This window comes from Limosilactobacillus agrestimuris, assembly GCF_943193105.1.
GTDB lineage: Bacteria > Bacillota > Bacilli > Lactobacillales > Lactobacillaceae > Limosilactobacillus > Limosilactobacillus agrestimuris.
In genome coordinates this window covers 1-23,938 of the sequence record NZ_CALPCW010000003.1, presented here as the reverse complement: position 1 = coordinate 23,938, position 23,938 = coordinate 1, and the positions used below count along the sequence as shown (strand labels likewise).

General features: G+C 39.1%; 25 protein-coding genes and 1 pseudogene. 5 read left to right on the top strand and 21 right to left on the bottom strand.

The window, feature by feature from the left end; all coding sequences use genetic code 11:
• Positions 1–21 precede the first annotated feature (21 nt).
• Both NFR46_RS02890 and rpsO read right to left on the bottom strand, forming a co-directional pair.
• On the bottom strand, positions 22–1,821 hold the full coding sequence (locus NFR46_RS02890; protein ID WP_251574533.1) for a ribonuclease J: 1,800 nt from the start codon (positions 1,819–1,821) through the stop codon (positions 22–24).
• Positions 1,822–1,986: 165 nt separating this feature from the next.
• Positions 1,987–2,256 carry a 30S ribosomal protein S15 gene (rpsO, locus tag NFR46_RS02885; protein WP_102169068.1) on the bottom strand — a complete coding sequence of 90 codons (270 nt, stop codon included), beginning with the start codon at positions 2,254–2,256 and terminating at the stop codon, positions 1,987–1,989.
• A 242-nt stretch (positions 2,257–2,498) separates the two neighbouring features.
• Here rpsO and rpsT point away from each other — a divergent pair, with 242 nt between their 5' ends.
• Positions 2,499–2,753 (top strand): 30S ribosomal protein S20, encoded by a 255-nt coding sequence (gene rpsT / locus NFR46_RS02880; protein ID WP_003716879.1) that lies wholly within the window; start codon positions 2,499–2,501, stop codon positions 2,751–2,753.
• A 97-nt stretch (positions 2,754–2,850) separates the two neighbouring features.
• Here the strand turns inward: rpsT and holA are convergent, their stop codons facing one another.
• The 16 genes from holA to pdhA form a co-directional block, all read right to left on the bottom strand.
• Positions 2,851–3,888, bottom strand: coding sequence for a DNA polymerase III subunit delta (holA, locus tag NFR46_RS02875; protein WP_251574531.1), 1,038 nt, complete (start codon positions 3,886–3,888; stop codon positions 2,851–2,853).
• A complete protein-coding gene (locus NFR46_RS02870; protein ID WP_478335188.1) occupies positions 3,858–5,921 on the bottom strand; it encodes a DNA internalization-related competence protein ComEC/Rec2 in 2,064 nt (687 codons plus the stop codon). The genes holA and NFR46_RS02870 overlap by 31 nt, the downstream gene beginning before the upstream one ends.
• A gap of 206 nt (positions 5,922–6,127) precedes the next feature.
• Positions 6,128–6,613: a ComE operon protein 2 gene (locus NFR46_RS02865; RefSeq protein WP_251574527.1), complete on the bottom strand. Its 486-nt coding sequence runs from the start codon at positions 6,611–6,613 to the stop codon at positions 6,128–6,130.
• A gap of 63 nt (positions 6,614–6,676) precedes the next feature.
• Positions 6,677–7,321, bottom strand: coding sequence for a helix-hairpin-helix domain-containing protein (locus tag NFR46_RS02860; protein ID WP_251574525.1), 645 nt, complete (start codon positions 7,319–7,321; stop codon positions 6,677–6,679).
• Between the two features lie 104 nt (positions 7,322–7,425).
• A complete protein-coding gene (locus tag NFR46_RS02855) occupies positions 7,426–8,475 on the bottom strand; it encodes a SepM family pheromone-processing serine protease (protein WP_251574523.1) in 1,050 nt (349 codons plus the stop codon).
• Positions 8,459–8,980: a pantetheine-phosphate adenylyltransferase gene (gene coaD, locus NFR46_RS02850; protein ID WP_251574521.1), complete on the bottom strand. Its 522-nt coding sequence runs from the start codon at positions 8,978–8,980 to the stop codon at positions 8,459–8,461. Before coaD ends, NFR46_RS02855 begins: the two co-directional genes overlap by 17 nt.
• A 5-nt stretch (positions 8,981–8,985) precedes the next feature.
• On the bottom strand, positions 8,986–9,543 hold the full coding sequence (rsmD, locus tag NFR46_RS02845) for a 16S rRNA (guanine(966)-N(2))-methyltransferase RsmD (protein WP_251574519.1): 558 nt from the start codon (positions 9,541–9,543) through the stop codon (positions 8,986–8,988).
• A gap of 2 nt (positions 9,544–9,545) precedes the next feature.
• Positions 9,546–9,824 (bottom strand): DUF2129 domain-containing protein, encoded by a 279-nt coding sequence (locus NFR46_RS02840; RefSeq protein ID WP_251574517.1) that lies wholly within the window; start codon positions 9,822–9,824, stop codon positions 9,546–9,548.
• Entirely contained in the window at positions 9,817–11,025 is a 1,209-nt protein-coding gene (locus NFR46_RS02835; RefSeq protein ID WP_420908576.1) for an FtsW/RodA/SpoVE family cell cycle protein, read from the bottom strand. The genes NFR46_RS02840 and NFR46_RS02835 overlap by 8 nt, the downstream gene beginning before the upstream one ends.
• A gap of 117 nt (positions 11,026–11,142) precedes the next feature.
• A complete protein-coding gene (gene typA / locus NFR46_RS02830; protein ID WP_191683720.1) occupies positions 11,143–12,987 on the bottom strand; it encodes a translational GTPase TypA in 1,845 nt (614 codons plus the stop codon).
• Between the two features lie 107 nt (positions 12,988–13,094).
• Complete coding sequence (locus tag NFR46_RS02825; protein WP_251574513.1) at positions 13,095–13,886, bottom strand: inositol monophosphatase family protein; 792 nt, start codon at positions 13,884–13,886, stop codon at positions 13,095–13,097.
• Positions 13,870–14,166: a UPF0223 family protein gene (locus NFR46_RS02820; protein WP_251574511.1), complete on the bottom strand. Its 297-nt coding sequence runs from the start codon at positions 14,164–14,166 to the stop codon at positions 13,870–13,872. Before NFR46_RS02820 ends, NFR46_RS02825 begins: the two co-directional genes overlap by 17 nt.
• 119 nt (positions 14,167–14,285) lie before the next feature.
• Entirely contained in the window at positions 14,286–15,728 is a 1,443-nt protein-coding gene (gene lpdA / locus NFR46_RS02815; protein ID WP_251574508.1) for a dihydrolipoyl dehydrogenase, read from the bottom strand.
• Between the two features lie 7 nt (positions 15,729–15,735).
• A complete protein-coding gene (locus NFR46_RS02810) occupies positions 15,736–17,070 on the bottom strand; it encodes a 2-oxo acid dehydrogenase subunit E2 (RefSeq protein ID WP_251574506.1) in 1,335 nt (444 codons plus the stop codon).
• Between the two features lie 44 nt (positions 17,071–17,114).
• Positions 17,115–18,092 (bottom strand): alpha-ketoacid dehydrogenase subunit beta, encoded by a 978-nt coding sequence (locus NFR46_RS02805; RefSeq protein WP_251574504.1) that lies wholly within the window; start codon positions 18,090–18,092, stop codon positions 17,115–17,117.
• 2 nt (positions 18,093–18,094) lie between these two features.
• Positions 18,095–19,201: a pyruvate dehydrogenase (acetyl-transferring) E1 component subunit alpha gene (pdhA, locus tag NFR46_RS02800; RefSeq protein ID WP_251574503.1), complete on the bottom strand. Its 1,107-nt coding sequence runs from the start codon at positions 19,199–19,201 to the stop codon at positions 18,095–18,097.
• A gap of 287 nt (positions 19,202–19,488) precedes the next feature.
• On the opposite strand from pdhA, the gene def reads away from it, so the two are divergent.
• Positions 19,489–20,052 carry a peptide deformylase gene (gene def, locus NFR46_RS02795; protein WP_251574502.1) on the top strand — a complete coding sequence of 188 codons (564 nt, stop codon included), beginning with the start codon at positions 19,489–19,491 and terminating at the stop codon, positions 20,050–20,052.
• A 104-nt stretch (positions 20,053–20,156) separates the two neighbouring features.
• On the opposite strand, the gene NFR46_RS02790 is transcribed toward def, so the two are convergent.
• Positions 20,157–20,630 (bottom strand): hypothetical protein, encoded by a 474-nt coding sequence (locus NFR46_RS02790; protein WP_251574501.1) that lies wholly within the window; start codon positions 20,628–20,630, stop codon positions 20,157–20,159.
• A 135-nt stretch (positions 20,631–20,765) separates the two neighbouring features.
• Here NFR46_RS02790 and NFR46_RS02785 point away from each other — a divergent pair, with 135 nt between their 5' ends.
• Together NFR46_RS02785 and NFR46_RS02780 are read left to right on the top strand one after the other, a co-directional pair.
• Complete coding sequence (locus NFR46_RS02785) at positions 20,766–20,978, top strand: DNA-directed RNA polymerase subunit epsilon (protein ID WP_003716860.1); 213 nt, start codon at positions 20,766–20,768, stop codon at positions 20,976–20,978.
• Positions 20,979–21,049: 71 nt separating this feature from the next.
• Entirely contained in the window at positions 21,050–21,982 is a 933-nt protein-coding gene (locus tag NFR46_RS02780; RefSeq protein WP_251574500.1) for a diacylglycerol/lipid kinase family protein, read from the top strand.
• A 68-nt stretch (positions 21,983–22,050) separates the two neighbouring features.
• Here NFR46_RS02780 and NFR46_RS02775 read toward each other — a convergent pair.
• Both NFR46_RS02775 and NFR46_RS02770 read right to left on the bottom strand, forming a co-directional pair.
• Positions 22,051–22,686: pseudogene (locus NFR46_RS02775) on the bottom strand (DUF421 domain-containing protein).
• Positions 22,687–22,698: 12 nt separating this feature from the next.
• A complete protein-coding gene (locus NFR46_RS02770) occupies positions 22,699–23,142 on the bottom strand; it encodes a DUF3290 family protein (RefSeq protein WP_251574499.1) in 444 nt (147 codons plus the stop codon).
• 187 nt (positions 23,143–23,329) lie between these two features.
• On the opposite strand from NFR46_RS02770, the gene NFR46_RS02765 reads away from it, so the two are divergent.
• Positions 23,330–23,938, top strand: a 609-nt coding sequence (locus NFR46_RS02765) for a transposase (protein WP_478335187.1), incomplete at its 3' end; no start/stop codon positions are given.

Sequence of the window (23,938 nt, the reverse complement as noted above, 5' to 3'; positions counted from 1 at the left end):
CTCCCTGATTTCAAGTTTTACCTATTCATTATTTTTATTTGCTTGGTGCTTTCGTCCACGGCCCCGGCCACGACTTGAACGTCTCTTAGCCTTTTTCTTGTTCTCTTGTTGGTTGGAACTATTCTCTTCGGCTTTTTGAGTTCCATTCTTCTTTCGTGAGTGTTGGTTAACTTCCATAATCACTGGAAGAATTACTGGGTGACGTTTAGTTTGGTCAAATAAGAACCGGTTTAACTTTTCACGCACATCTTGTTTTAAGTGTCCCCAATCAAACTCTTTTTGGTCAAGGTTTTCTTGAACAACCTTTTCAACTAAATCAGCACTTTGCTTCATCAATTGACGGTTTGTTTTAACGAAAACAAAGCCACGGGACGTAATTTGCGGACGGGCAACGATTTTCTTATTCTTCCGGTCAATAGTTGCCACCACAACAAATATTCCATCTTCTGACAAGACTCGACGATCCCGCAAAACGATGTTACCGATATCGCCAATCCCAGTACCATCAATCATGGTATTGGCAACATCAATATGTTCACCAACATGGAACTTACTGTTCTTGTAGGTTAAAACATCTCCCTTATTAACAATAAAGATGTTTTCTGCCGGAATTCCAACTTCTTCAGCTAATTCAGCATGCCGATCTAATAGACGGTATTCACCTTGAATTGGAATAAAGAACTTTGGCTTCATAAAGTTAAGCATCAGCTGTTCATCATTTTGATTAGCGTGACCAGACGGGTTAAGGTCATCTGAGATAAACTTAACTTCTGCCCCAGTACGATAAATCATGTCCTTAGTCTTTTGTACTTCTGTTTCCTGTGCATATGAAGGAGTAGTTGTAACAAAGACTAAATCACTATCTGACAGGTGAAGCTTAGGGTTATCACCATTAGCAATCTGTTGAAGTGACTTGATTGGCTCACCCATTTTCCCAGTTTCTAAAATGACAACCTGGTTTGGTTCAAGTTCATCAGCCTTTTCCATGCTAATTAACAGATCCTTAGGTAACTTTAACTTACCTAGTTGCATTGCAGTATCGATAATCTGCTCGATATCTTCCCCTGAAAGTACTAATTTACGACCAACCTTAACTGCGGCATCAATAATCTGTTGTACACGCATAATGTTAGAAGCAACACTTGCAACAATAATGCGACCCTTTTGATATTTGAAAGTCTCAAGAATATATTCGCCGATATCCTTTTCTCGTGCTGAAGCACCAGTAATTCCAGCACCAGCTGAATCACTTAATAGTGCTAATACTCCTTGAGAACCAATTTCAGCTAGCCGTGCCAGGTCAGTTTGGTATCCCGTACTAGCAGTTTGGTCAAACTTAAAGTCGCCAGTATAAACAATGTTACCTTCAGGTGTCTCTAAGACAATCCCCAAAGTTTCTGGGATTGTATGAGTTGTAGAGAAGAAAGAAACGGTAACATCATTAAAGTCAATTGCTGTTGATTCGTCTACCACATGGAAGTCGTTAAACTTTTTAACTTTCTTGTGATTCTTTACCGCTAACTTAGCTAAAGCAATTGTCATTTCACTACCAAAGACCGGAACATTAAAGTCCATTAAGAAGTATGGCAATGCACCAATCGCATCAGCATGGCCGTGGGTAAGGAAAACACCCACAATATCGTCTTTCCGCTTCTTGAGGTATTCCCAGTCAGGAATAACTACATCAATCCCCATTAATTCGTTTTCGGGATATTTTAGACCAGCATCAAGAATGAAAATCCGATTTTCAACCTCAACCGCATACATATTTTTTCCATTTTCGCGTACTCCACCAAATGGAATCATTTTTATACTACTCATTTAGCGAGCTCCTTTGTTTAGTTTTACCCTTATTAGGCATTTTATCGTACAAAATCACTATATAATATCTTACCACAGAATCAGCAAAAATTGGAATAAGAGTAACTGGAGCAAAATTTTAAAAAGAAAAAAGCCAGGGAATTAACCCTAGCCTTTCTTGATGAATTACCGACGAAGACCTAACTTTTGGATAAGTTCACGGTAAGCGTTCAAATCAGTCCGACGTAAGTAAGCCAAAAGGTTACGACGGTGACCAATCTTCTTCATCAAACCACGTTGTGAGTGGTAATCATGCTTGTGTGTACGCAAGTGGTCGTTTAATTCGTTGATATCAGCAGTTAAAACAGCAACTTGTACTTGGGTAGAACCAGTGTCACCTTCGTGAGTTGCGAATTCCTTGATAATTTGATCCTTACGTTCTTTAGAAATAGCCATGCTATTTTCCCACCTTTCAATTATTAATGCGCCAAGTTCTAAGTATTACGTCGGTGAGGATCGCAAAACTGAGAAGAGGCATAGTTTAAGTAAACCTTTAATAATATAACTAATTTCCCACCAAGATGCAAGTCAATTGTTCGAAATTCCTCTTTACTATTGCATTGAGCACCAGTCTTTTGTATAATGACAAATGTTGAAAATTCTGGTCAACTGAATATTGGGTAACGGAGGTGAAACTCATGCCAATTATTAAATCAGCAATTGAACGTGTTCGTACTAGCGAAAAGGCTGAAGCACGTAACGCATCCCAATTAAGCAAAATGCGTACTGCTATCAAGAAGTTTGACAAGGCAAAGCTTGCTGGCGCAGACAACCTTGATGATCTTTACAAGGCTGCTATCTCAGCAATTGACCGTGCCCACTCAAAGGGTCTTATCAAGGCTAACAAGGCTGCTCGTGACAAGTCACGTCTTTCAGCACGTTACGCTAAGTAATTAGTAAAATGAGAAGCGGGATTTACATCCTGCTTCTCATTTTTTATACTCAAAAACTCCTGAGCTTTCAAAAGCACCAGGAGTTTTTTGATCTTAATTAAACCATGCCAATCTTCTGCTGTTGGCCATATTGGAGCATAAACAATTGAAACAGTAATCTAGGATCCCGTTGGGTTGTCTTTAATGCTTTTTCAATGTTGACTAATCCTAAGTAAGCATTCTCTAAGGCAAGCAAGCTAAATTGACGAACAGTTTGCAGTCCTAACTTTACCCTGTAAGGATGAACCCTTAATTTTTGTGCTAAGCTCCCCTGACTTAGGCCACGAGAACTTAGTACTTTAATTTGTAACAATAACCGGAACTGACTAATCAAGACCGCATTAATTCTCAACGGCGGTTGTTGACCAGCAATTAGCTGATCATATAAATCAATTGACTTGGTTTGATCATGCCGAAGAACTGCATTAACTAAATCAAATACGTTCTCATCGAGAGATTGTGGCACTAGGTCCTGAACCGCTTGCTTAGTGATATGGCGGTCTTGATATGTTAATAATTTCAGCTTACTTAAATTAGCATTCATTAATTCATAATCAGCGTTAGTTCGCTGGACAAGTTCATCAATTGCTTCGTTATCAATCGTATACTTATCATCAGCTAAACTATTTTGAATCTGTCGTCGGGCATGAGCCTCATCTAAGGGAGCGGTATCAATCATTACCGCTGCTTTTTTTAATTCTTTAACAATCTTTTTACGACCATCTAGTTTTTCATATGGCGCTAGGAAAACTAAGATAGTTGAAGGTTCGGGATGCTGTAAATAATTACTTAAGGATTCCAGTTCATGATCAATTTTTGCGTGCCCCTTATCTCCGGTAAAGAAATATGGCTTATTAACCAGGACCAACCGTCGTTCACCAAAAAACGGGGTAGCCATTGCATCATCAAGTGCTACGGCAAGCGGTGTAGTTTCCATATCATAACTACCAACATTCATCACACGTTCTTCTTTAGGAATTAAATTAATAAACATCTCCCGTACTTGTTGTAAAAGCACTTGCTGTGTTCCTAATGCAAGATAAACCATCGCAGGTGTCTTACTCGTTATTTGTTGTTTAAGCGTGGTAACATCCACCTGTACTCATCTCCCTTTAACTTTGTCTGCCAATGACTATTAATCTTAAAATAACGATACCGAATCATTCCGTATTGCTGAGTTGAAATCGCCTTAATATTATTTTCGCGTAAAGTGTTCAACGTCTCCTGGTTAGGGTGACCATAACGATTTTGACGACCAGCAGAAATAATCCCTATCTTTGGTGCTATTCGTTTTATAAATTGGGGATCACTTGACGTTTTACTACCATGATGACCTAATTTTAAAATATCTACTTGTAGGTTAGGATAATTACGAATTATTTCTTGTTCACCATGACGATCAAGATCCCCCATAAACATAAACTTTAACTGGCCAAAAGTTCCCACTAAAACCATCGAATCTTCATTCTTTCCTTCTCCTTTATTAAAGGGGTGAAGAACATGGAGCTTTGACTTTGGAATCATGTCACCATTTTTTACAGGAATTATCTGGGAAACCTGCAAGCAGTCCGGGGAAAACAGTTTAAGCAAAGCTCGTTGACGCTCCATTCCACTTGGTACCACAACTTTTTGGACTTTAAAATTCCGCAAGATCGTTGTCAGGTACCCAATATGGTCTACATCATGGTGACTAAGGTAAATTGTATCAATCTTACTAATCCCACAGCTTTTCAAGTAATTAACACTCGTTCTCGTCGCATAATCACTTCGAGATCGAGCAATTGGCCTACCGAACTGTAGTTTTCCGCCTGTATCAATCATCTCTACTCGATTACTAACTGGATAACGAATAATTGCACTATCTCCCTGACCAATATCTACAAAGGTAATTTCACCAGATAGTGGGATATGAATACCCATAAACACAATCAGATACAAACCACTAAGGATTAATAGTGACTTCCCACGATAATGATCAAGTAAAAAGAGTGTCGCAATAAATAGTAGCCAGGTAGCGGTAATTGTTGGCTTACCAAAACTAATCATCCCCGGACAGCAGCTAAGCTCACCCAATAAACATTCAAATCCTCTCAAGACACTATTAATTAATAACGGAAAAATAGGCACACAGTTAAATAAAAGTGCACTAATAATTACTGCTGGAAAAATAAAATTTGAGAAGACAGGGATAATTAGGAAACTACAAACAAACGTTAAGAGGTGCACTTCATAAACAAATGTCAGAATGGACGGTAAACTAATTAAATTTAGCAATAACGACTGACGAAAACCACGGATATTATCCGGAATAACTTGCAAGGCGAATGACAGTAAATAACTTAACTGTCCACCAAGAGTTAGCAGAAGCCACGGATCCACTATTAACCCACCAAGAAGACTGGTTGCCCAACCATCAAGTGAGCTTAGGTGCGTCACCCGTTGAATCAGTCCCATTTCAGCCATAATGACCGCCCGAACCAAGCTAACGGAACCACCACCAATAATTAAGTAAAAGGGTAGTGCAACAATTAGGATCCATTCAATATCCTCACGATTAAAATGTAACCGGATTAGAGCTTTCCTTAAGCAATCGGTTAGTAATACTACATGCATTCCTGAAATACAGAACAAATGTAACAGTCCCAACCGTTTAACATTTTGCATTAACTCCGCAGTTTGTGTATTTTTCATCCCCAGAATTAATTGCTGACAATAGCCAGCAAGCGGGTGTGGAAAAGATTCAAAATAATGATATAAACGAGCACGTAAAATATGACATTTTTGAAGGATATTCGGTTGCTGCTCAATTTTAATTTGGAGTTGTTTACACCTTACCTGGTTATAGATACGGAACTGACGATAATAACGTTGTGAATCAAACTGGTTAAAATTCGTCGCTGGTTCAATCGGCTGCTCATTACCAGAAATTATCCATTTCATCATGTTCGGGTTCTGACAAATCTTTTGGGCTTCTCGATCACTCCGCGGAAAGTAAACTAAACTTACCCTCTCACCAGTTTGGCAATCCGTTGCCTGAGCATTAATTAGGTTTGTGTTGAATGTTACTTGATCGGGCAAGACCGTATATACCTTACCGGTTACCTCCTTTTGCTGAGTCACGGTCGTCACGGTATCCTTATGTAATTCACAAAAACACAGGAGAGACATTAGTGCTATAACCAAACAAGTCACAATCACTACTAGCCGTTCATTCAAGCTAATAATTCGATATAAGCATAAACAAAGAAGGAGCAACAACCAATAATAATGGTTAAGGATAGTCACAGTTACTAATCCAGCAGTAATTGCTGGAAAAATAATCCGGTTATAAATCGTTACTTTTGCTCTGGATGAATATATTGATCCAGAGCAACCTGTTCAAGGATATTATCGTCTAATTTAATTTGATTAAGGCGGATATTCTTTAACTTAATTAGTTGCTTAGCATACTCGTCATTATGGTAATTACGAATGTAGTTAATCTCTCTTATTCCCGCTTGTAAGAGACTCTTCGTGCATTGCAGACAAGGAAAATCAGTAACATACAGGCTTGCACCATCAGTAGAAATCCCAAATTTAGCGCACTGCAAGATCGCATTCATTTCAGCATGAATTGTTCGTACACAATGACCATTACGCAAGCAGCAACCATCATCAATGCAGTGAGTATCACCAGAAACGGAACCATTATATCCACCAGCAATTATTCGTTTGTCCCGAACTAAAACCGCACCAACAGATAAGCGATTACAGGTGCTCCTTGATGCCAGTAAAGCTGCCTGGATCATAAAATACTGATCCCAATCAATCCTCTTCTTCATTCTATCCACACTTTCCAAATACTTTTGATGACTAGTATAACAAAATTAAAATCAAACTAAAAATTAGACTGCCAACATTGGCTTTAATTTAGCAACAGTTTTTTCACCAAAGCCATTAATATTTTTCAAATCATCAACAGAATTAAAATTACCGTGTTCCTGCCGATATTGGAGGATCAGGTCTGCTTTTTTGTCACCGATTCCCGTAATTTTACAGAGTTGTTCTTTCGTTGCGGTGTTAAGGTTGGTAATTTCTTGGGTAGCACTATCCCCACCATTATTTACTGGTGCGGCAGTAGCCATTCCCCCTGCTAAGGTTGGTGGAACCTGTTCCCCCTTTCTCGGAATGTAAATAACCTGAGCATCCACCAGCTGTTTAGCCAAGTTTACTTGGTTCATATCTGCATCCGGTGTTTCACGACCTGCTGCGGCTAAAGCTTCGTTCACTCGTGATCCACCCGGCAAACGATAGACTCCCGGATGAGTAACAGCTCCCTTAATATCGACGCAAACAGCCTTTCTTCCTCTTACCGGCGATCCTTTTTGAGTTGATGAAGATTTTTTATTGGTAGTTGTAAAGGGATCATCAATCTTATTTGGTTGAGGTTGGTAATACTTTCCGCCAACAATAACAATGCCCACCAGGATAACTACTGCAATAATGATTTGCTTTCGATAATTAAGCCAGATTTCCTCTAAGCGTTCCATAATAACCTCCTACTAATAAAGAACGCAAAAAAGGAGCTTTTGCACTTTATAAATTAAAAAAGCAGGAAAGAACTTATTCAAAAGTTCTCTTCTGCTTTTCTTATTTATGGATGTGTCTCTAAATACTTAACTGCATCAGTAAACGATGATACTGGAACAACTTTCATTCCTGGTGCGGCTTTATTAGCTGTCTTCTTTGCCATTTGGTAATTAGTCATATGCTGCTCTTCATATTTAAGAAGCAACTTTGATGGTTTAACATACGGGGCAAAGAAAATTTTTGCACCAGCTTTGTGAGCAGCAATAACTTTCTTATCAATCCCACCAATTTCGCCAACAGAGCCATCTGGGTTGATCGTTCCTGTCCCGGCAATCTTTCGACCGTGACGTAGATCCTGCCCCGTTAATTGTTGGTATATTTGCAAAGTAAACATCAAACCACCAGAAGGTCCACCGAGCTGCCCGGGATTTACCTTAACTGGAATCTTAGTATGAACTTTGACATTATCAGTTAAAACAATCCCGATTCCCGCCCGAGAACTAGCAATCTTTACTAAGGGTTTAGTAACAGTGTGCTGGTGCCCATCATGAAGATAGGTAACCGTCAACGGAGTACCAATTTTTCGTTTAGCAATGTACTTCTGGAACCCTTGAGCAGTATCGAAGTGGTGACCATTCACCTTTGTAATCGTGTCACCAACCTTAATATCATTCTTGAATTTCGAATTTTTTTCAACTTCAAGAACATAAATTCCCAAGTAACGTTTGCTTACTTCTTGGTGAGCGGCCTTATAGGCATTTGCGATCGCTTCATTAATCGCACTTTGCATATAAAAATCTTGAACCTTATTAAAAGTAGCGTTATTTTGACCGCCAGTAACATCCTGCTTATTTTCAATCGTGGTATAGGGTGTTACCTTAGCCCAAAGGTAGGTTATTGGACGCGCTTGCTGAAGGTAAACAGAGGTAATCATAAAGCTCCCTTTCTGCTTATCAGGATGCCCTTTCACCTTAACGTAAGAACGTAAACTATCAGCAGTTCCCGGGCTCTCAATATACTTATTAAGGGGCCAAAATAAGAACCAACCAATAAATAAAACGGCAAATAGTGTAACCAGTATTCGCCGCATAATTAATTTATCTTGTTTTTTCATTATGCTCCTTAACCTGTTTTAATTTTTCTTCCTTAATTCGTTGCTTTAGTGCTTCGTTAATATTCTTTGGAAGGTAAGCAGAAATATCACCACCAGAAGATGTCACTTCCTTTAAGATACTACTAGAAAGGTGTTGATATTCAGGCTTTGCAAGGAAGAAGACCGTTTCGCACTGATCATCCAAGAAATTGTTCATTGCGGCAATATCTCGTTCATATTGAAAATCAGTGGTATTTCTCAAGCCACGCATTAAGTAATCGGCACCAATCTTATTCATCAAGTCGACCGTCAACCCATCAGTTGTAATCACCGAAACATTATCTAAACCTGAAACGGCCTCCTTAATTTGCTCAACCCGTTCCTCTACGGTAAATAATGGCTTCTTATTCTGATTTGTCATTACGGCAACGGCCAATTGATCAAACAGGGCACTTCCCCGCTTAATTAAATCTAAATGACCTAATGTTAATGGATCAAATGTCCCAGGAAATACTGCAACTTTCATCTTATTTACCCTCTTTCAAATCGATAAAAATTTAAAACTGTAATACCATAACTTTGTTTTTTAATAAATTTAAACGAATTAATATCATTTGGCAAATCTGCTTCTTGATTAGTTTCAGCAACTATTAACGCATTATCATTCAAAAGGTCAAGTTCGACCATTCGACTCATGTCCTTAACAATTTGCTGCTTAGCATAAGGGGGATCAAGGTAAATCAAGTCAAACTTTTTCCCTTGCTTTTGAAGAACCGTGAGCGCCCTTCGTGAATCCATTTTTAAAACGGTAAACTTTTCTGGGTGCTTGGTCACCTCAATGTTACTCTTAATAGTCTTAATTGCTGGATAAGCGCGATCAACCAAAACCGCATGTTCGATCCCTCGCGAGACTCCTTCGATACTTAGTCCTCCACTACCACCATATAGGTCAAGACTAATTCCACCCTTAAAGTAAGGACCAATAATATTGAACAATGCCTCTTTCACTTTATCAGTTGTTGGTCGGGTTGCCATTCCAGGAACAGCACTTAGTCGACGACCACCGAAATCACCAGCAACAATTCTCATTTCTAATCATCCTCATCATGTTGTTTATATAGTCCAGTTTGTTCTAAATCGGTCAATGTTGGATCAAGATCAGGCCGTGCAGAATCAATCACCCGCTTTACCGAACGAAGGTGTTGAACCTTTTTCTTCACCTCATCATAAGAATCCTGGTTAACATACAAAACCGCATAGTGAAAATGTTTTGATGTATACCTTAATTGACCATAGTGATGGAGGGTTCGTATTACTCGATATCCATTGTAGTAAACGATCAAGGCTCGTCGCTTAGTTAAATTAAACACTCACTTTCCCTCCTTGATGGACATTTTTCCGCAATGCTCGACGTTTATTTTGACGAATGCTAATATTCATGATTAATCCAACAGTAAATGACAGGATCAACATACTTGAACCACCATAACTAATAAAAGGAAATGTCACACCAGTAATTGGTAATAAACCGAGGACCCCACCAATATTAAAAAATGTTTCAATTAAAATAAACGTTGCTGAACCATAACATAATAGCATTTCATACATGGAATTACTACGAACGCCCACCTGGATCATTCGACAAATAATTACCATTAACAATATCAAAATTACGCTGACACCAACTAAGCCTAGTTCCTCACTTGTAATCGACATAATGAAGTCAGTGTTTGGCTCAGGAAGATACCCCATTTTCTGGACACTATTACCTAAACCAGAACCAAAAATTCCACCATTACTAATAGCGTAATAAGAATTAACCAATTGGCTTCCTGAACCAGAAGCATTCCCAAATGGATTTAAAAAGGCAACAAAACGTGCCATCCGGTACCCGTGAATCAAACCATTTTCAACCGCTTTTTCGATCAATAAGTAACCCATAATCGGAATAAACAGTAAAACACTAATACCAAAGCTCCACCGAAAATCACAGGCTAAGAAGAGAACCGCAACGATCATAATATTAATTGCCATCCCACCAATATCTGGTTGAAGAGCAATCAGAAGTAAGCACAGGGCTACCACAAGCCACGGTCCACCACCTGAACTAATAAAGTGAGCATCTCGTGAGCGTACTCGTGCCATCCGATCCGATAGGTACAAAATAAAATAAACCTTACAAATTTCAACCGGCTGAATATTAATAACTCCAAGATTAATCCAGCCTTTTGCACCATTCACAGCATGACTCAACACGAGAACAAATAAAAGCATCCCCACCATAATAAATGTCGAATCACGTAAAAAGCGTGGCGTTCGATAATGCTCTAAAGAATAATTAGCACCAAAAACCAAACAACAAATTCCCATTATGACATAGATTATTTGTTTAATCAGGTACGCAGTTGGTGATCCGCCGTTCTGCATTTCGATTGCCGCACTGGAAGAATATACCATCACAATGCCGATCATACAAAGAACTAAGTAGGGCACCATTAAATAATAATCCCAGTAATGAAAGTTTTTCCAAACCTGGGAAAAATGAATTTTACGAATATGCTTAACTTTCACTATTGCACCCACCTAATTGAAAAAAATTCTCTTTTATTATACACCAAAAATAAAAATAGTCCTGAAGCTGGTGCAAGAAGTCATCTTCAGGACTATTTTTAAAATAATATTATTAACTTACTTCCGTGAGGCAGCACGACGGCGCTTAGCATCCTTTTCACGGGCGTTAGTATTCAAAATCTTCTTCCGTAAACGAATATTTTCAGGTGTTACTTCACAGTATTCATCTTCGTTTAAGAATTCAAGGGATTCTTCAAGGGAGAAGTGGGTAGGGGTTTTAATGTGGGCCATTTCATCAGAACCAGCCGCACGAACGTTAGTTAGGTTCTTACCCTTAGTAATGTTAACCGTAATATCATTTTCACGGCTGTTTTCCCCAACGATCATTCCTTCATATACTTCTGTACCTGGATCAATCAATAATTGACCACGACTTTCAATTCCCATCATGGCGTAAGTTGTAGCCTTACCAGCATTCATTGAAACAAGAGTACCCTTTTGACGACCAGGGTTCCAGTTCTTAATAACTGGAGCATACTTTTCAAAGGTATGACTCATAATTCCGTAACCACGAGTCATTGTCATGAATTCAGTTGAATAACCAATCAACCCACGTGATGGTGCTAAGAAGATTAACCGGGTTTGACCATTGTCACCTGGTTCCATGTTCTTCATTTCACCCTTCCGCTTGGAAAGACTATCAATAACTGCACCTGTGTATTCATCAGGAGTATCAATTTGAACTTCTTCGTATGGTTCGCACATTACACCATCAATTTCACGATAGATAACTTCTGGACGTGAAACTGATAATTCGTATCCTTCACGCCGTAATGTTTCAATTAAAATTGAAAGGTGTAATTCACCACGACCAGAAACAGTCCAGGCACCTGGATCATCAGTATCTTCAACCTTTAATGATACATCAGTTTGTGTTTCACGCTTCAAACGATCTTCAAGTTGACGGGCAGTAACAAACTTACCTTCACGACCAGCAAATGGAGAATCGTTAGTCCGGAAAGTCATCCGTAATGTAGGTGGATCAATTCGCAATGGTGTAATTGCTTCTGGATGTTGAGGATCAGCAACAGTTTCCCCAACGTTGATATCTTCCATTCCTGAAACAGCAATCAAGTCACCGGCTTCGGCTTCCTTAATTTCCAACCGCTTTAGACCGAAGAAACCAAAAAGCTTAGTAACCCGGAAGTTCTTCTTGGAGCCATCAAGCTTCAATAAGGTAACGTTATCACCGACCTTGATCTTACCACGGAAGACACGACCAATACCAATCCGACCAACAAAGTCGTTATAATCCAAGATTGCCACTTGGAATTGAAGTGGTTCATCAGAATTATCAACTGGTGCTGGAATAGTCTTAACAATAGTATCAAACAATGGCTTCATGGTATGTTCTTGAGTAGAAATATCAGAGTCATAGCTTGAAGTACCGTTCATAGCTGAAGTGTAAACAACAGGGAAGTCAAGTTGATCTTCATCAGCACCTAATTCAATGAAGAGGTCAAGAACTTCATCGACAACTTCTTCAGGACGTGCACCCTTACGGTCAACCTTGTTAATAACTACGATTGGTGTTAAGTGTTGTTCAAGAGCCTTCTTCAAAACAAACCGTGTTTGTGGCATTGTTCCTTCAAAAGCATCAACAACAAGAAGGACACCATCAACCATCTTCATAACCCGTTCAACTTCTCCACCGAAGTCAGCGTGTCCTGGTGTATCAAGAATGTTGATTTGGTACTTACCGTACTTAACAGCAGTGTTCTTAGATAAGATAGTAATACCACGTTCACGTTCAATAGCGTTAGTATCCATTGCCCGATCTTCAATTGAGAAGTGTTCTGGCAAAGTATCTGATTGTTTCAACATTTCGTTAACCAAAGTAGTCTTACCGTGGTCAACGTGGGCAATAATCGCAATGTTCCGAATGTCGTCACGAGATTTCAAGATTCGATCTTCCTTTCATCTTAACTCTACTCTAACAAGTTCAGTATACACTGTCCCGCGAGTGATTTCATAAAAAAACTGCGACAAATTAGTCACAGCTTCGACAACTATTTAGTAATTTGCCAAACATCCTGACAAACTTTTTTCGTTGCTACTAATACAGTGTTTGATGATAGCACATTAATTGGTTGGTCGTCAATTGTTTTCACAATCAAACCAAGTTCTTCTGCAATTACCCTTCCGGCAGCAATGTCCCACGGCTTTAGCCTTGATGTATAACCACCAAGCTGGCCTTTTAGGACATGAATGATTTCTATTCCTGCACTTCCATACATCCTTAATCCAGCGGCTCTCTTTGCAATTTCTTGATGGTGAAAATTATTTTTCATTAACTGCCAACCATTAATTGCAATGAGACTCTCATTGAGATGCGCATCGACCGGCTTTACCAGCTGTTTATCATCCGCATATGCTCCATGGTCTCGCCAAGCATGATATAAGTGCTTATTCATTACGTCCATAATGTAGCCCAGTGTTGGTTGCCCATCACAATATAGAGCTAACATGATTGCAAAATGATCCCGTTGTTTAACAAAATTCAATGTCCCATCGATCGGATCAATAATCCAAATATTGCCACTCAAATCTTGATCAAGTTGGTGGTGAAAGCTCTCTTCTTCACCAACAATACGTGCTGATGGATCAATTTCCATAAGTTGCCTTCTCATCAATCGTTCATTCTGCCGATCAACATTAGTCACTAAATCATTAGCAGAAGATTTGGTATCAACTACTAGTGGCGTATTCATTAGTTCAATCGTCTGGTCTCTGACTGCCCACAGAAGTTTCTGTGCTTTACGGTCAAATTCTTTTAACTCTTTATTATTTGGCATCCGCATTTACTCGTATCTTCCCGGCCTGTTTTTCCTTTGTCATTTGCATAACTTTATACAGCGAATAACCCGATACATCCTCAAAACGCTTCCTCAGTTGCTTTTCATATGCTTTTGAATTTGCAACCTGCTTAAACTTTTTATATTGATCGAGTACTGCCTGACGATTAACGCCAACTTCGTATGCATCCTCAACGACACGAAACATCCCCACTACTGCACTAATTTCTTCGTTTGTCCAGTCCGGATCAATCGGATAGGAATAGTTATTTTGTTTTATACCCATCGTTATCACGCTCTTTTCGTAAACTTTAATTTACCACATATCTTATTTTAGCTTTAAACCCACAAAACACGCTACCTTAATGATAGCGTGTTTTGGGATTTTGGATGTTTTACGACATTCTAAATGTGAGTTGGAAGCCCAAGGGCAACATCAGCTGCTTCTTGAATTGGTTCATTCAATGTTGGGTGTGGGTGAATTGTCAAAGCAACATCTTCGACATTCATACCGCAGTTAACAATCAATGAAAGTTCGCCAGCTAAAGTACTTGCTTCTGGGCCGACAACTTGTGCACCAACGATGTTCTTCTTATCCTTAGTGTAGATAAAGCGAACAAATCCTTCTGGCTCATCAAGTGAAACAGCACGTGCGTTACCAGCGAATGGGAATTGTGAAGTAGCAACTTCGATTCCCTTTTCCTTAGCTTGTTCAACATTCATACCAACTTCGGCTAATTCAGGATCAGTGAAGCAAACTGCAGGAACACCAACCCAGTCATTAGCGGTATTCTTACCAGCAATTGCACCAGCAGCAGTCTTACCTTCAAAGAAGGCCTTGTGAGCCAATGCAGGACCTGGAACAATATCACCAATAGCGTAGATATGATCAACGTTAGTCTTACCCTGCTTATCAACAATTATCTGGTGATGATCATTCAACTTAACTGAAGTCATGTCTAAGCCAAAGTTATCTGTGTTTGGCTTCCGACCAACTGAAACCATGCAGTAGTCAGCTTTAATGGTATTTTCTTTACCATCAACTTCGTAAGTAACGGTAACACTAGAATCATCTTGAGAAGAATTCTTAGCCATTGCATTAGTAACAATGTCAATGCCCTTCTTCTTCAGGTTCTTTTCAACAACCTTTACCATATCCTTATCAAAGCCACCGAGAATTGAGTCAGAGCCTTCAAGGATGGTAACGTGTGAACCTAAGTCAGCATAAGCACCTGCCAATTCAGTACCGATGTATCCACCACCGATAACTACGAATTCTTTTGGTATTTCAGTGAGACCAAGTCCACCAGTGGAATCAATTACCCGACCTTCAAATTTGAAGTTAGGAATTTCAACTGGACGAGAACCAGTAGCCAAAATTAGGTTATTCCAAGTGATCGTACGTCCACCGTCAAAGTCCATAAACTGCTTTGGACCAGCCTTAAGTACCCGTAACTGATGATCGTTGTCCATTACGGCTTCACCATCAATTACTTCAACCTTATGCTTCTTTAAAAGCATCTTAACTCCACGGGTCATCCGGTCAACGACCTTCTTTTGCTTCCATTCTTGAGTCTTATTAAAATCAATCTTTGAATCGGTCTTAGAAATACCATAAGTTGAGGAATCAAGAGCTTGTTGTAGACGATGACCAGCAGCAATTAGGGCCTTAGAAGGAACACATCCAACGTTCAGGCAAACACCACCAAGTCCAGTGTGGTTAGGCTCGCCACTGCCCTTTTCAATTAAGGTAACTTTTTGGCCGAGTTCTGAGGCACGAATGGCGGCAACATAACCACCAGGACCTCCCCCGACAATAACTGTATCTTTCTTTTCAACATCAGCCATAATTTAATTAGCCCTCCATCATTAACAATTCAGGATCTTCAAGAAGCTTCTTCAAGTAGTTCAAAGCTTCAGTAGCTAAAGCACCATCAATCAAACGGTGATCAACAGTTAATGACAACTTCATGTTGTGACCAACAACGATTTCACCATCAGCATTAACAATTGGTTCAGTAGCAATGGTACCCATACCAAGAATAGCAACTTCTGGTTGGTTAATAATTGGAGTGAACCAACCACCACGCATTGAACCAATATTAGAGATGGTCATTGAGCCGTGAGCCATGCTATCTGGACTAAGCTTGTTATCTTCTGCTGCTTGAGCATTATCAGAAATTTCCTTAGCAATTTCAAACATACTCTTTGAATCTGCATTCTTAATATTAGGGTTGTACAGACCGTGATCAGTACTTGTAGCAATACCAATGTTGTAGTAGTGCTTTTGAACTAATTCTTGAGTACTGTCGTCAATTGAGCAATTGAATTCTGGGTACTTCTTCATCATCGCAATCAAAGCCTTAACAACATAAGGTAAGAATGTTAGGTGAATACCTTGATCAGCAGCAACAGCCTTGTACTTCTTCCGGTTAGCCATCATCTTAGAAACTTCTGCGTTAGCGAAGACAGTTACCATTGGGCTAATATCTACTGAATCACGCATGTTCTTAGCAATGATCTTCCGCATGTTAGATAATGGTTCACGAGTTTCAGCATCCTTACCGGCACCTTCATATGGCTTGATAGTGTTACCGGCAGCTGAAGCACTAGCTGCAGCAGTAGCGTTAGTAGCTGGAGTAGAAGCAGCATTACCGTTGAAGTTATCAATATCAATCTTCAATACTTGACCGTGGTTACCAGTTGGTTGTACTAAGGAAATGTCAACACCCTTATCACGAGCGTATTGACGTACTGAAGGCATTGCCATAACTAACTTGTTTGGTTCAGCTAATGGTGCAACGCCACCCTTTTTAGCGGCTGGAGCAGGCTCACTTGAAGCTGCAGGAGCTTCACTTTCAGCTGGAGCACTTGATTCTTCTGCAGCAGTGTCGTCTGCATCATCAGAATCTTCACTATCTGCATCATCAACGTTAGTGCTTACGCCATCCTTGCCATCATCAATGATTACAAGGTCGTCGCCCTTTTCAACGTGGTCATCTTCTTTTGCCTCAATCTTCTTGATTGTACCAGCAACAGGAGAAACAAGTTGAGTGGTTGATTTATCAGTTTGAATTTCTACTAATGGGTCACCATCTTTGACTTGGTCGCCTTCCTTTACTAAGAAAGAAGCGATGTCCCCTTCAGTCAAACCTTCACCCATTTCAGGTAGTCTAAATTTATAAGCCATATCGATTTAACTTCCTTTCTTAATCAGTAGTGTATCCACTGTGATTAATAATTAACAGCTTGTGTTGCGGCATCTTCAATGTCATCAGCACCAGGAAGCCATACATTTTCTGCTTGTGGGAATGGGTAAACAGAGTTTGGAGCAGCTACACGAATAACTGGAGCATCCAAGTACATGATGGCACCTTCAGAAATAGCAGAAGCAACTTGTGCACCGACACCAGCCATCTTTTGTGCTTCTTGAACGATTACTACACGATGAGTCTTCTTGATTGATTCAAAGATAGTATCAGTGTCAAGTGGGTAAAGTGAACGAAGGTCGATAATTTCTGCAGAAATATTCTTCTTAGCAAGCTTCTTAGCAGCCTTTTGTGCTTCTGAAACTTCACCACCATAAGCGATAATAGTTACATCGCTACCTTCTTGAACAACATTAGCCTTGTCCAATGGAACAGTGTACTTCTTATCAGGAACTTCACCCTTAACAGAACGGTAAAGACGAAGGTTTTCAAGGAAGAGAACTGGGTCATTGTTTTCAATAGCAGAAATAACAAGTCCCTTAGCATCATAAGCTGAACTTGGTGTAACAACACGAAGTCCTGGAATACCTACGAAGAAGTTTTCAAGATCATCCCCGTGCAATTCAGCAGTATGAGTACCACCACCATATGGAGTACGGATAGTAATTGGCATGTTCTTAGTACCATCATATTGGAAACGTACACGTGACATCTGTCCAGCAATTGAGTCCATTGCTTCAAAAGTGAAGCCCATGAATTGAATTTCTGGAACTGGACGCCAACCAGTTGCAGCTAAACCAATTGATAAACCTAAAATACCAGATTCAGCTAATGGTGTACTAAATACACGGTCCTTCCCGTACTTTTCTTGTAGGCCGTTAGTAGCACGGAAGACACCACCGTTCTTACCAACATCTTCACCGAAGACCAAGGTCTTAGGATCTTCAGACAAAGCAATGTCAATACCTTCAGTAATAGCTTTGATATAAGTCTTTTTAGCCATGATTACTTCGACTCCTTTGCTTCGTACTTCTTAATTTGTTCTTTGATATCTGGGGTTGGAACTTCGAAGGTCCGCTTAAGCATATCTGTAACCTTTTCTGGTTCTACAGAGTCAGCTTCCTTCATAGCCTTCTTGAAGTCTTCCTTGCATTCTTCAGCATACTTAGTTTCTTCGTCTTCAGACCAGAGACCCTTCTTAGTTAAGTACTTACGAAGCCGAATCAATGGATCCTTGTCGAACCATGGTTTTTCTTCTTCCTTGGTACGGTAACGACTAGGATCGTCACCAGCAGAACTGTGAGCACCGAACCGGTAAGTCAAAGTTTCAATTAATACTGGACCATTTCCGGCAGCAGCGAATTCACGAGCTTCCTTGGCAACTTCGTAACATGCCAAAACATCCATCCCATCAACTTGAACACCTGGAATACCAGCTGCAACACCCTTTTGGGCAATAGTTTGAGCATATGTTTGAAGCTTCCGTGGGAATGAAATTGCCCAACCGTTATTTTGAATGATAAATACGGCAGGAGCTTGGAATGCACCAGCAAAGTTCATCCCTTCGTAGGTGTCACCTTGTGATGAACCACCTTCACCGGTATATGCATAAGCAACGGCATCCTTTTCACCGTTCTTCTTAATACCAAGGGCACCACCGGCCATTTCAACCATTTGGGCACCAATAATAATTTGTGGACGTAATGCACGAGCGTCAAACATGTTACCTTTAAGGTGACCTTTTGACCAAAGGTACATTTGAGCAACAGTTGCACCGTGTTGAATCAATTGAGGTAAGTCACGATATGCAGGGAATAAGAAGTCATTCTTCTTAAATGCAGCCGCGGTCCCCATTTCTGAGGCCTCTTCACCCCAAGTTGGGGCATAAAATCCTAAACGACCTTGCTTAGAGAAACTCATGGTTTGTTCGTGAAGTGCACGTTCCCAAACCATCTTCTTCATTAAGTCAACTAACAGATCATCACTGAAGTTAGCCATTAAATCCTTGTTAACGACATTCCCATCATTATCGAGAATTTGAACAGGCTTTGCATATGGAGCGCCTTCTTCAGCTTTAATCTTTGCAAAGTCAACAGCTTTGGTATTGGCCATTATAAAACATCCCTTTCCAAATCCAATTAACATCATCGTAAGCGATTACTTACCTTACTTACATTATTTAGTATACCGCTCTTTCAATATAATACAAGCGCTTTCATTAACTTATTTTAATTAATTAGACTAAGAATTTATTAATTTGTATACGTTTTCAGTAAAAATAGTTAGTTAGGCTTTACTTATTTTATATTTTGGCGAAATTTTTATTCAATATTAGTTTGTGATAAACTACTATTTGTTTGAACTATAACAATAATAATTAAATTTGGAGGATGATCATTGTGTATTTAATGAAAGATATTGTTCGCGATGGTGACCCTGTCTTACGTAAACGCGCCGCAAAAGTCGAATTTCCATTATCAAAAGAGGACCAAGAATTCGCCAAGCGTGCTATGGAATACCTTGAAGTAAGTCAGGATCCAGAACTATGCAAGAAATATAAACTCCGCGCAGGTGTTGGTTTAGCTGCCCCTCAAGTTGGGATTTCAAAGCAAATGGCTGCGGTTCTCGTTCCATCTTTAGATGAAGATGATGATAAGCCTTCTTTTAAGGACGTTATTATCAACCCCGTTATCGTTAGCGAATCTGTCCAGTACGGAGCACTAACAGAAGGTGAAGGTTGTCTTTCTGTCGATAAAGATGTTCCTGGTTACGTTCCACGTCACGATCGCATTACGCTTCGTTACCAAGATGTTAATGGTGAGACTCACCAAGTTCGGCTTAAAAATTACCCAGCAATTGTTTGTCAACATGAAATCGATCACCTTCATGGCGTCCTTTTCTACGACCATATCAATAAGAAAGATCCATTCAAGGCTCCTGACGATACTATTATGATTAGCTAAAAAATAAAGAGGCCGGTGAAATTTTCACCGACCCCTTTTTGCTTTTTAAATACTGTAAAAGTTTAACTACGAAGAATAATAAAAGACGTTTCCCAAAGTCCCGCTTATTTATGCTGATCTAGACGCCGTAAATCTGCAATGTATTCACGAGTTGCTTCATTTAAAACATAAGCAACATCGATATGCAAGATATTTTCATAAGTCCACCAATCAGTTACCTTAAATATGGTCGAATTTTCTTTACACGCCTGAACTTTATTCTTTTTTGCATACTCAGTTAGCTTTTGTTCAAGAATATTCCTATTAAGTTGATCCTTTGTTAAGTGATATTTTGCTGGATCAAAATGGAACTCAAACGCAAGAACACCTTTCCCCCAAACATCTGCAACAATCTCAGAAGAAAGACTAAATGTTTGACCACTTAATTGACCAAGACAATTATTTACCGCCTCATTAGTTACTGACTGGGCTTGGTTTTTCAATATTAAAGTTGCGTGATTAATCAGCAAGCGATGAACAACAACATAAATAATGATTACAGCGATAACCGCCAAAAGAACTAGCCAAAAAAATGACATAGGCTCATCCCATTTCTTAATTATATTTAACTTAATCATACCATTTTCCAATTTTAAGTAACACAATTGATTAGATGTGCTAAAATAATTTAAGTAACTAAAGTTTAAATTAAATAATAAGGAGCATTTTACAGTATGACTTTTAAGGTATACTATCAACCCGATGCAACTAAGCGACCGGTTCGTGAAAATACTCAATCATTGTACATTGAAGCTGACTCAGAAGCTCAAGCTTTACTACTGGTTGAAGAAAATACTGACTACAACATCGAATTCGTTGAGCAATTAGACGATAAAGCTTTGGAATACGAAAAGCAAAATCCAAACTTTAAGATTACTAAATTCTAATTGCTAATTAAGACAGTCGGGAATTCAATTCTCTCGGCTGTCTTTTGCTTGATATTAAGGGAGGTCTAATTATGCATTACGAGATAATCCTAAATCCGACTGCAGGAAACGGGAAAGCTCAAAAGACTTGGAACATTCTCCGTCCCACCATTGAAGGACAGTTAGATTATTCCCTCCATCAAACTAGCTACGCTAAACACGAAGCATTTTTGGCAAAAAAGATTTCCGCAAACTCTAATAAAAATACCGTTGTAATTGTAATTGGTGGGGATGGCACTCTGCATAACGTTCTTAATGGCTTAATAAAAGCTGGAGCACCCCTTCCCTTATCATACATTCCTACTGGTACTGGTAATGATTTTGCACGTGGCTACGGAATTTCATTAAATCCCGAAAAGGCTCTTCAACAAATTACCTCTACCACAGAAGCACGAACCATTACGATTGGTCATTATTTTGAATCAATCAAAAAAGAAGAAGGCTTCTTCTTAAATAATATTGGAATCGGTTTTGATGCCGCAATCGTTAGCCGGACTAACTCATCTAGTACGAAGAAAAGGTTAAATAGGATCCGATTAGGGAGTCTTTCCTACTTAAGTAAGGCTTTTGGTGTCATATATGACCAACAACCTTTCCAGCTAACTCTTCAGGAACAAAACCATCATTATATTTTTCCTAAAGCTTTTATTGTGGTAGCAACTAACCATCCTTATCTTGGGGGCGGCTTCCAAATTGATCGGTCCGCAAATGTTGGTGAAGATGCTATTAATATGGTGATCGCTGAACGAAAAAATTGGCTTCTTACTTTTTGGGAAGTAATTCAGCTTGCACGGGGTAAACTAGCTGAATCACGATTTGCTCACCGATTTCACGCAAAGAAGCTTCACTATTCCACGACTTCTTTAGAGTTTGGCCAAATTGATGGCGAAAACATGGGAAATCGTTTTTATGATCTAACAGTTAACACTAGTCATTATCAATTTTGGCAGGACCCATTGAAATAAGTTAGTGTAAAAAAGTTCCCAAGTTCGGTTTACCGAGCTTGGGAACTTTTTTATATTCTTTACATTGACTAGTTCTTTGGATAACCGACCAAGTGTAATTTACCATGGATATATTCACCAAGATAAATATCATTAACATTACTAAAGCCGGCATCTTTGACCTGCCGTTCAAGCCATTCCTTATCATGATGGATCAACTCAAGAACATCACTATTAATTTGACCATCATTGATTAAGGGAAAGCGAACATTTTCTTCATTATTTTCAATTACCACTAGTTGACCATTCTGTTCTAAAATTCCACTCTTAACTTTTGAAATTTCATAAATTCCGTGACTTCGCAAGCGGAACATTAACTCGTTAGCTGTCATTCCAGCTCACATACAATTACCAACAAGGACCTGACCATTTTTAATCAGTAAACGCGGTTGTCCATCAATAACGTTTTGAATAAGCACATTATGTTCCTTAGCATATTTAACAACAAATACAATAAGCGTCCAAATTAGTAAAACCATCACAAACTGTAATACAGTAATATCTTGGTTATAAATAATGCCACCGATTATTCCCCCAAGGACATAATTCTGTACCTGGTCAATTGCAGAGGTCGGTGCTAAATTTCCCTTTCCCAAAATATTAATTTGGAAAATTAGACAAACCATCCCTAAAACAAACTTAATAGTGATTAAACCATAATCCATAACTTTATCCCCCTACTTTTCAATAATCACAGGATGCTCGACAACGTGAGCGCGAGTAAGAGTATAATTGTCCCCATTAGGACTTAAATTTACTCGATAATCTTTTTTATTAAAGCGAACAATAATTCCGTCAGTTAATGTTGTTGAATTAACCACCACTTTATCTGAACTAATATTATGGTCTCTAGCAACCGCACGAATAAATGGGCGCATTTGTAATGATTGGGATTGTTGAGAGTAACTTTTTTCTAAATTGGTGATTTGAAGACCCGCAAAAATTAGTAAAAGCAAGAAGTATATAATTCCTAGATCACGGTAGCGAGTCTGTAACTGGTGGTGAAGGTAGCGAAATGAATTAATTAACACTAAAATGATTAAAACTAAAATTACTGCATAGTTAATAATACTATTAAACTGTTGCTGGTGTAAAAAATAGTCCTCCGTATAAAAGGTCATATATTGTTCTCCTTATCAGCTTAATAAACAAAAAAGAAACTAGGCAAAACCTGGTTTCTTTTGGGTATACACTTTTTGGTATTGATGAAAAATCAATGCCAGTTTTTTTGTACACAAAAAGGACAGCTGCTGCCCTCGTGTTGTACAATCAATTCACCACAAAAATCATGTAAAGAAGGTTATGCAGATGTCCCAAAACAATTCTATCCTAAATCTCCTCGAAATTGAAGACCAGAATATCAAGGTTCTCAAAGTCGAAACTATTTTGAAAAACAATGAAGAGTGGAAACTGATTCATGCTTCACTGACTTATCCCGTGGATCGCTGTAAAAACTGTGGATTTAAATCAGTGGTCAAAAACGGCTTGCGAAAAAGTCATCTTCGTTTGGCAAGTCTTAACGGTACTCGATATGAAATGATTCTAGCTAAGCAACTTTACTATTGTTCCAATTGTCAAACTACTTTTGGTGCTATTACACAATTAACTAAACATAATCATACTCTTTCCCAAGATCTTAAAAATCAAATCATGGCATTAGTTCGTGAAGGTTTGAATGGCGAGCTAATCGCTCGCCTTTGTCATTGTTCAGCCAGTAGTGTTCGTCGGACCATCACCGAACGAGTTGAACCTCATTATCGAATGGCCGTCCTGCCTAAACACCTCTGCTTTGATGAATTCCGTTCGACGAAGTCCATCATGTCATTTATCTGTTGTGACGGTGAAACTCACCAACTGGTAGTTAAGCTCCACGATCGACTCTCACCTTCCATTATCGACTACTTTGAGAATCGCTAT

Bases quoted from the DNA above. Each gene is read 5' to 3' on its own strand.
- NFR46_RS02890 (WP_251574533.1), bottom strand. From the start codon at position 1,821: ATGAGTAGTATAAAAATGATTCCATTTGGTGGAGTACGCGAAAATGGA.
- rpsO (WP_102169068.1), bottom strand. From the start codon at position 2,256: ATGGCTATTTCTAAAGAACGTAAGGATCAAATTATCAAGGAATTCGCA.
- coaD (WP_251574521.1), bottom strand. From the start codon at position 8,980: ATGAAAGTTGCAGTATTTCCTGGGACATTTGATCCATTAACATTAGGT.
- NFR46_RS02860 (WP_251574525.1), bottom strand. From the start codon at position 7,321: ATGGAACGCTTAGAGGAAATCTGGCTTAATTATCGAAAGCAAATCATT.
- NFR46_RS02855 (WP_251574523.1), bottom strand. From the start codon at position 8,475: ATGAAAAAACAAGATAAATTAATTATGCGGCGAATACTGGTTACACTA.
- NFR46_RS02820 (WP_251574511.1), bottom strand. From the start codon at position 14,166: ATGGGTATAAAACAAAATAACTATTCCTATCCGATTGATCCGGACTGG.
- NFR46_RS02780 (WP_251574500.1), top strand. From the start codon at position 21,050: ATGCATTACGAGATAATCCTAAATCCGACTGCAGGAAACGGGAAAGCT.
- NFR46_RS02770 (WP_251574499.1), bottom strand. From the start codon at position 23,142: ATGACCTTTTATACGGAGGACTATTTTTTACACCAGCAACAGTTTAAT.
- NFR46_RS02805 (WP_251574504.1), bottom strand. From the start codon at position 18,092: ATGGCTAAAAAGACTTATATCAAAGCTATTACTGAAGGTATTGACATT.
- pdhA (WP_251574503.1), bottom strand. From the start codon at position 19,201: ATGGCCAATACCAAAGCTGTTGACTTTGCAAAGATTAAAGCTGAAGAA.
- NFR46_RS02810 (WP_251574506.1), bottom strand. From the start codon at position 17,070: ATGGCTTATAAATTTAGACTACCTGAAATGGGTGAAGGTTTGACTGAA.
- NFR46_RS02865 (WP_251574527.1), bottom strand. From the start codon at position 6,613: ATGAAGAAGAGGATTGATTGGGATCAGTATTTTATGATCCAGGCAGCT.
- rsmD (WP_251574519.1), bottom strand. From the start codon at position 9,543: ATGAGAATTGTTGCTGGTGATTTCGGTGGTCGTCGACTAAGTGCTGTT.
- NFR46_RS02825 (WP_251574513.1), bottom strand. From the start codon at position 13,886: ATGCGGATGCCAAATAATAAAGAGTTAAAAGAATTTGACCGTAAAGCA.
- rpsT (WP_003716879.1), top strand. From the start codon at position 2,499: ATGCCAATTATTAAATCAGCAATTGAACGTGTTCGTACTAGCGAAAAG.
- NFR46_RS02790 (WP_251574501.1), bottom strand. From the start codon at position 20,630: ATGTCATTTTTTTGGCTAGTTCTTTTGGCGGTTATCGCTGTAATCATT.
- lpdA (WP_251574508.1), bottom strand. From the start codon at position 15,728: ATGGCTGATGTTGAAAAGAAAGATACAGTTATTGTCGGGGGAGGTCCT.
- NFR46_RS02785 (WP_003716860.1), top strand. From the start codon at position 20,766: ATGACTTTTAAGGTATACTATCAACCCGATGCAACTAAGCGACCGGTT.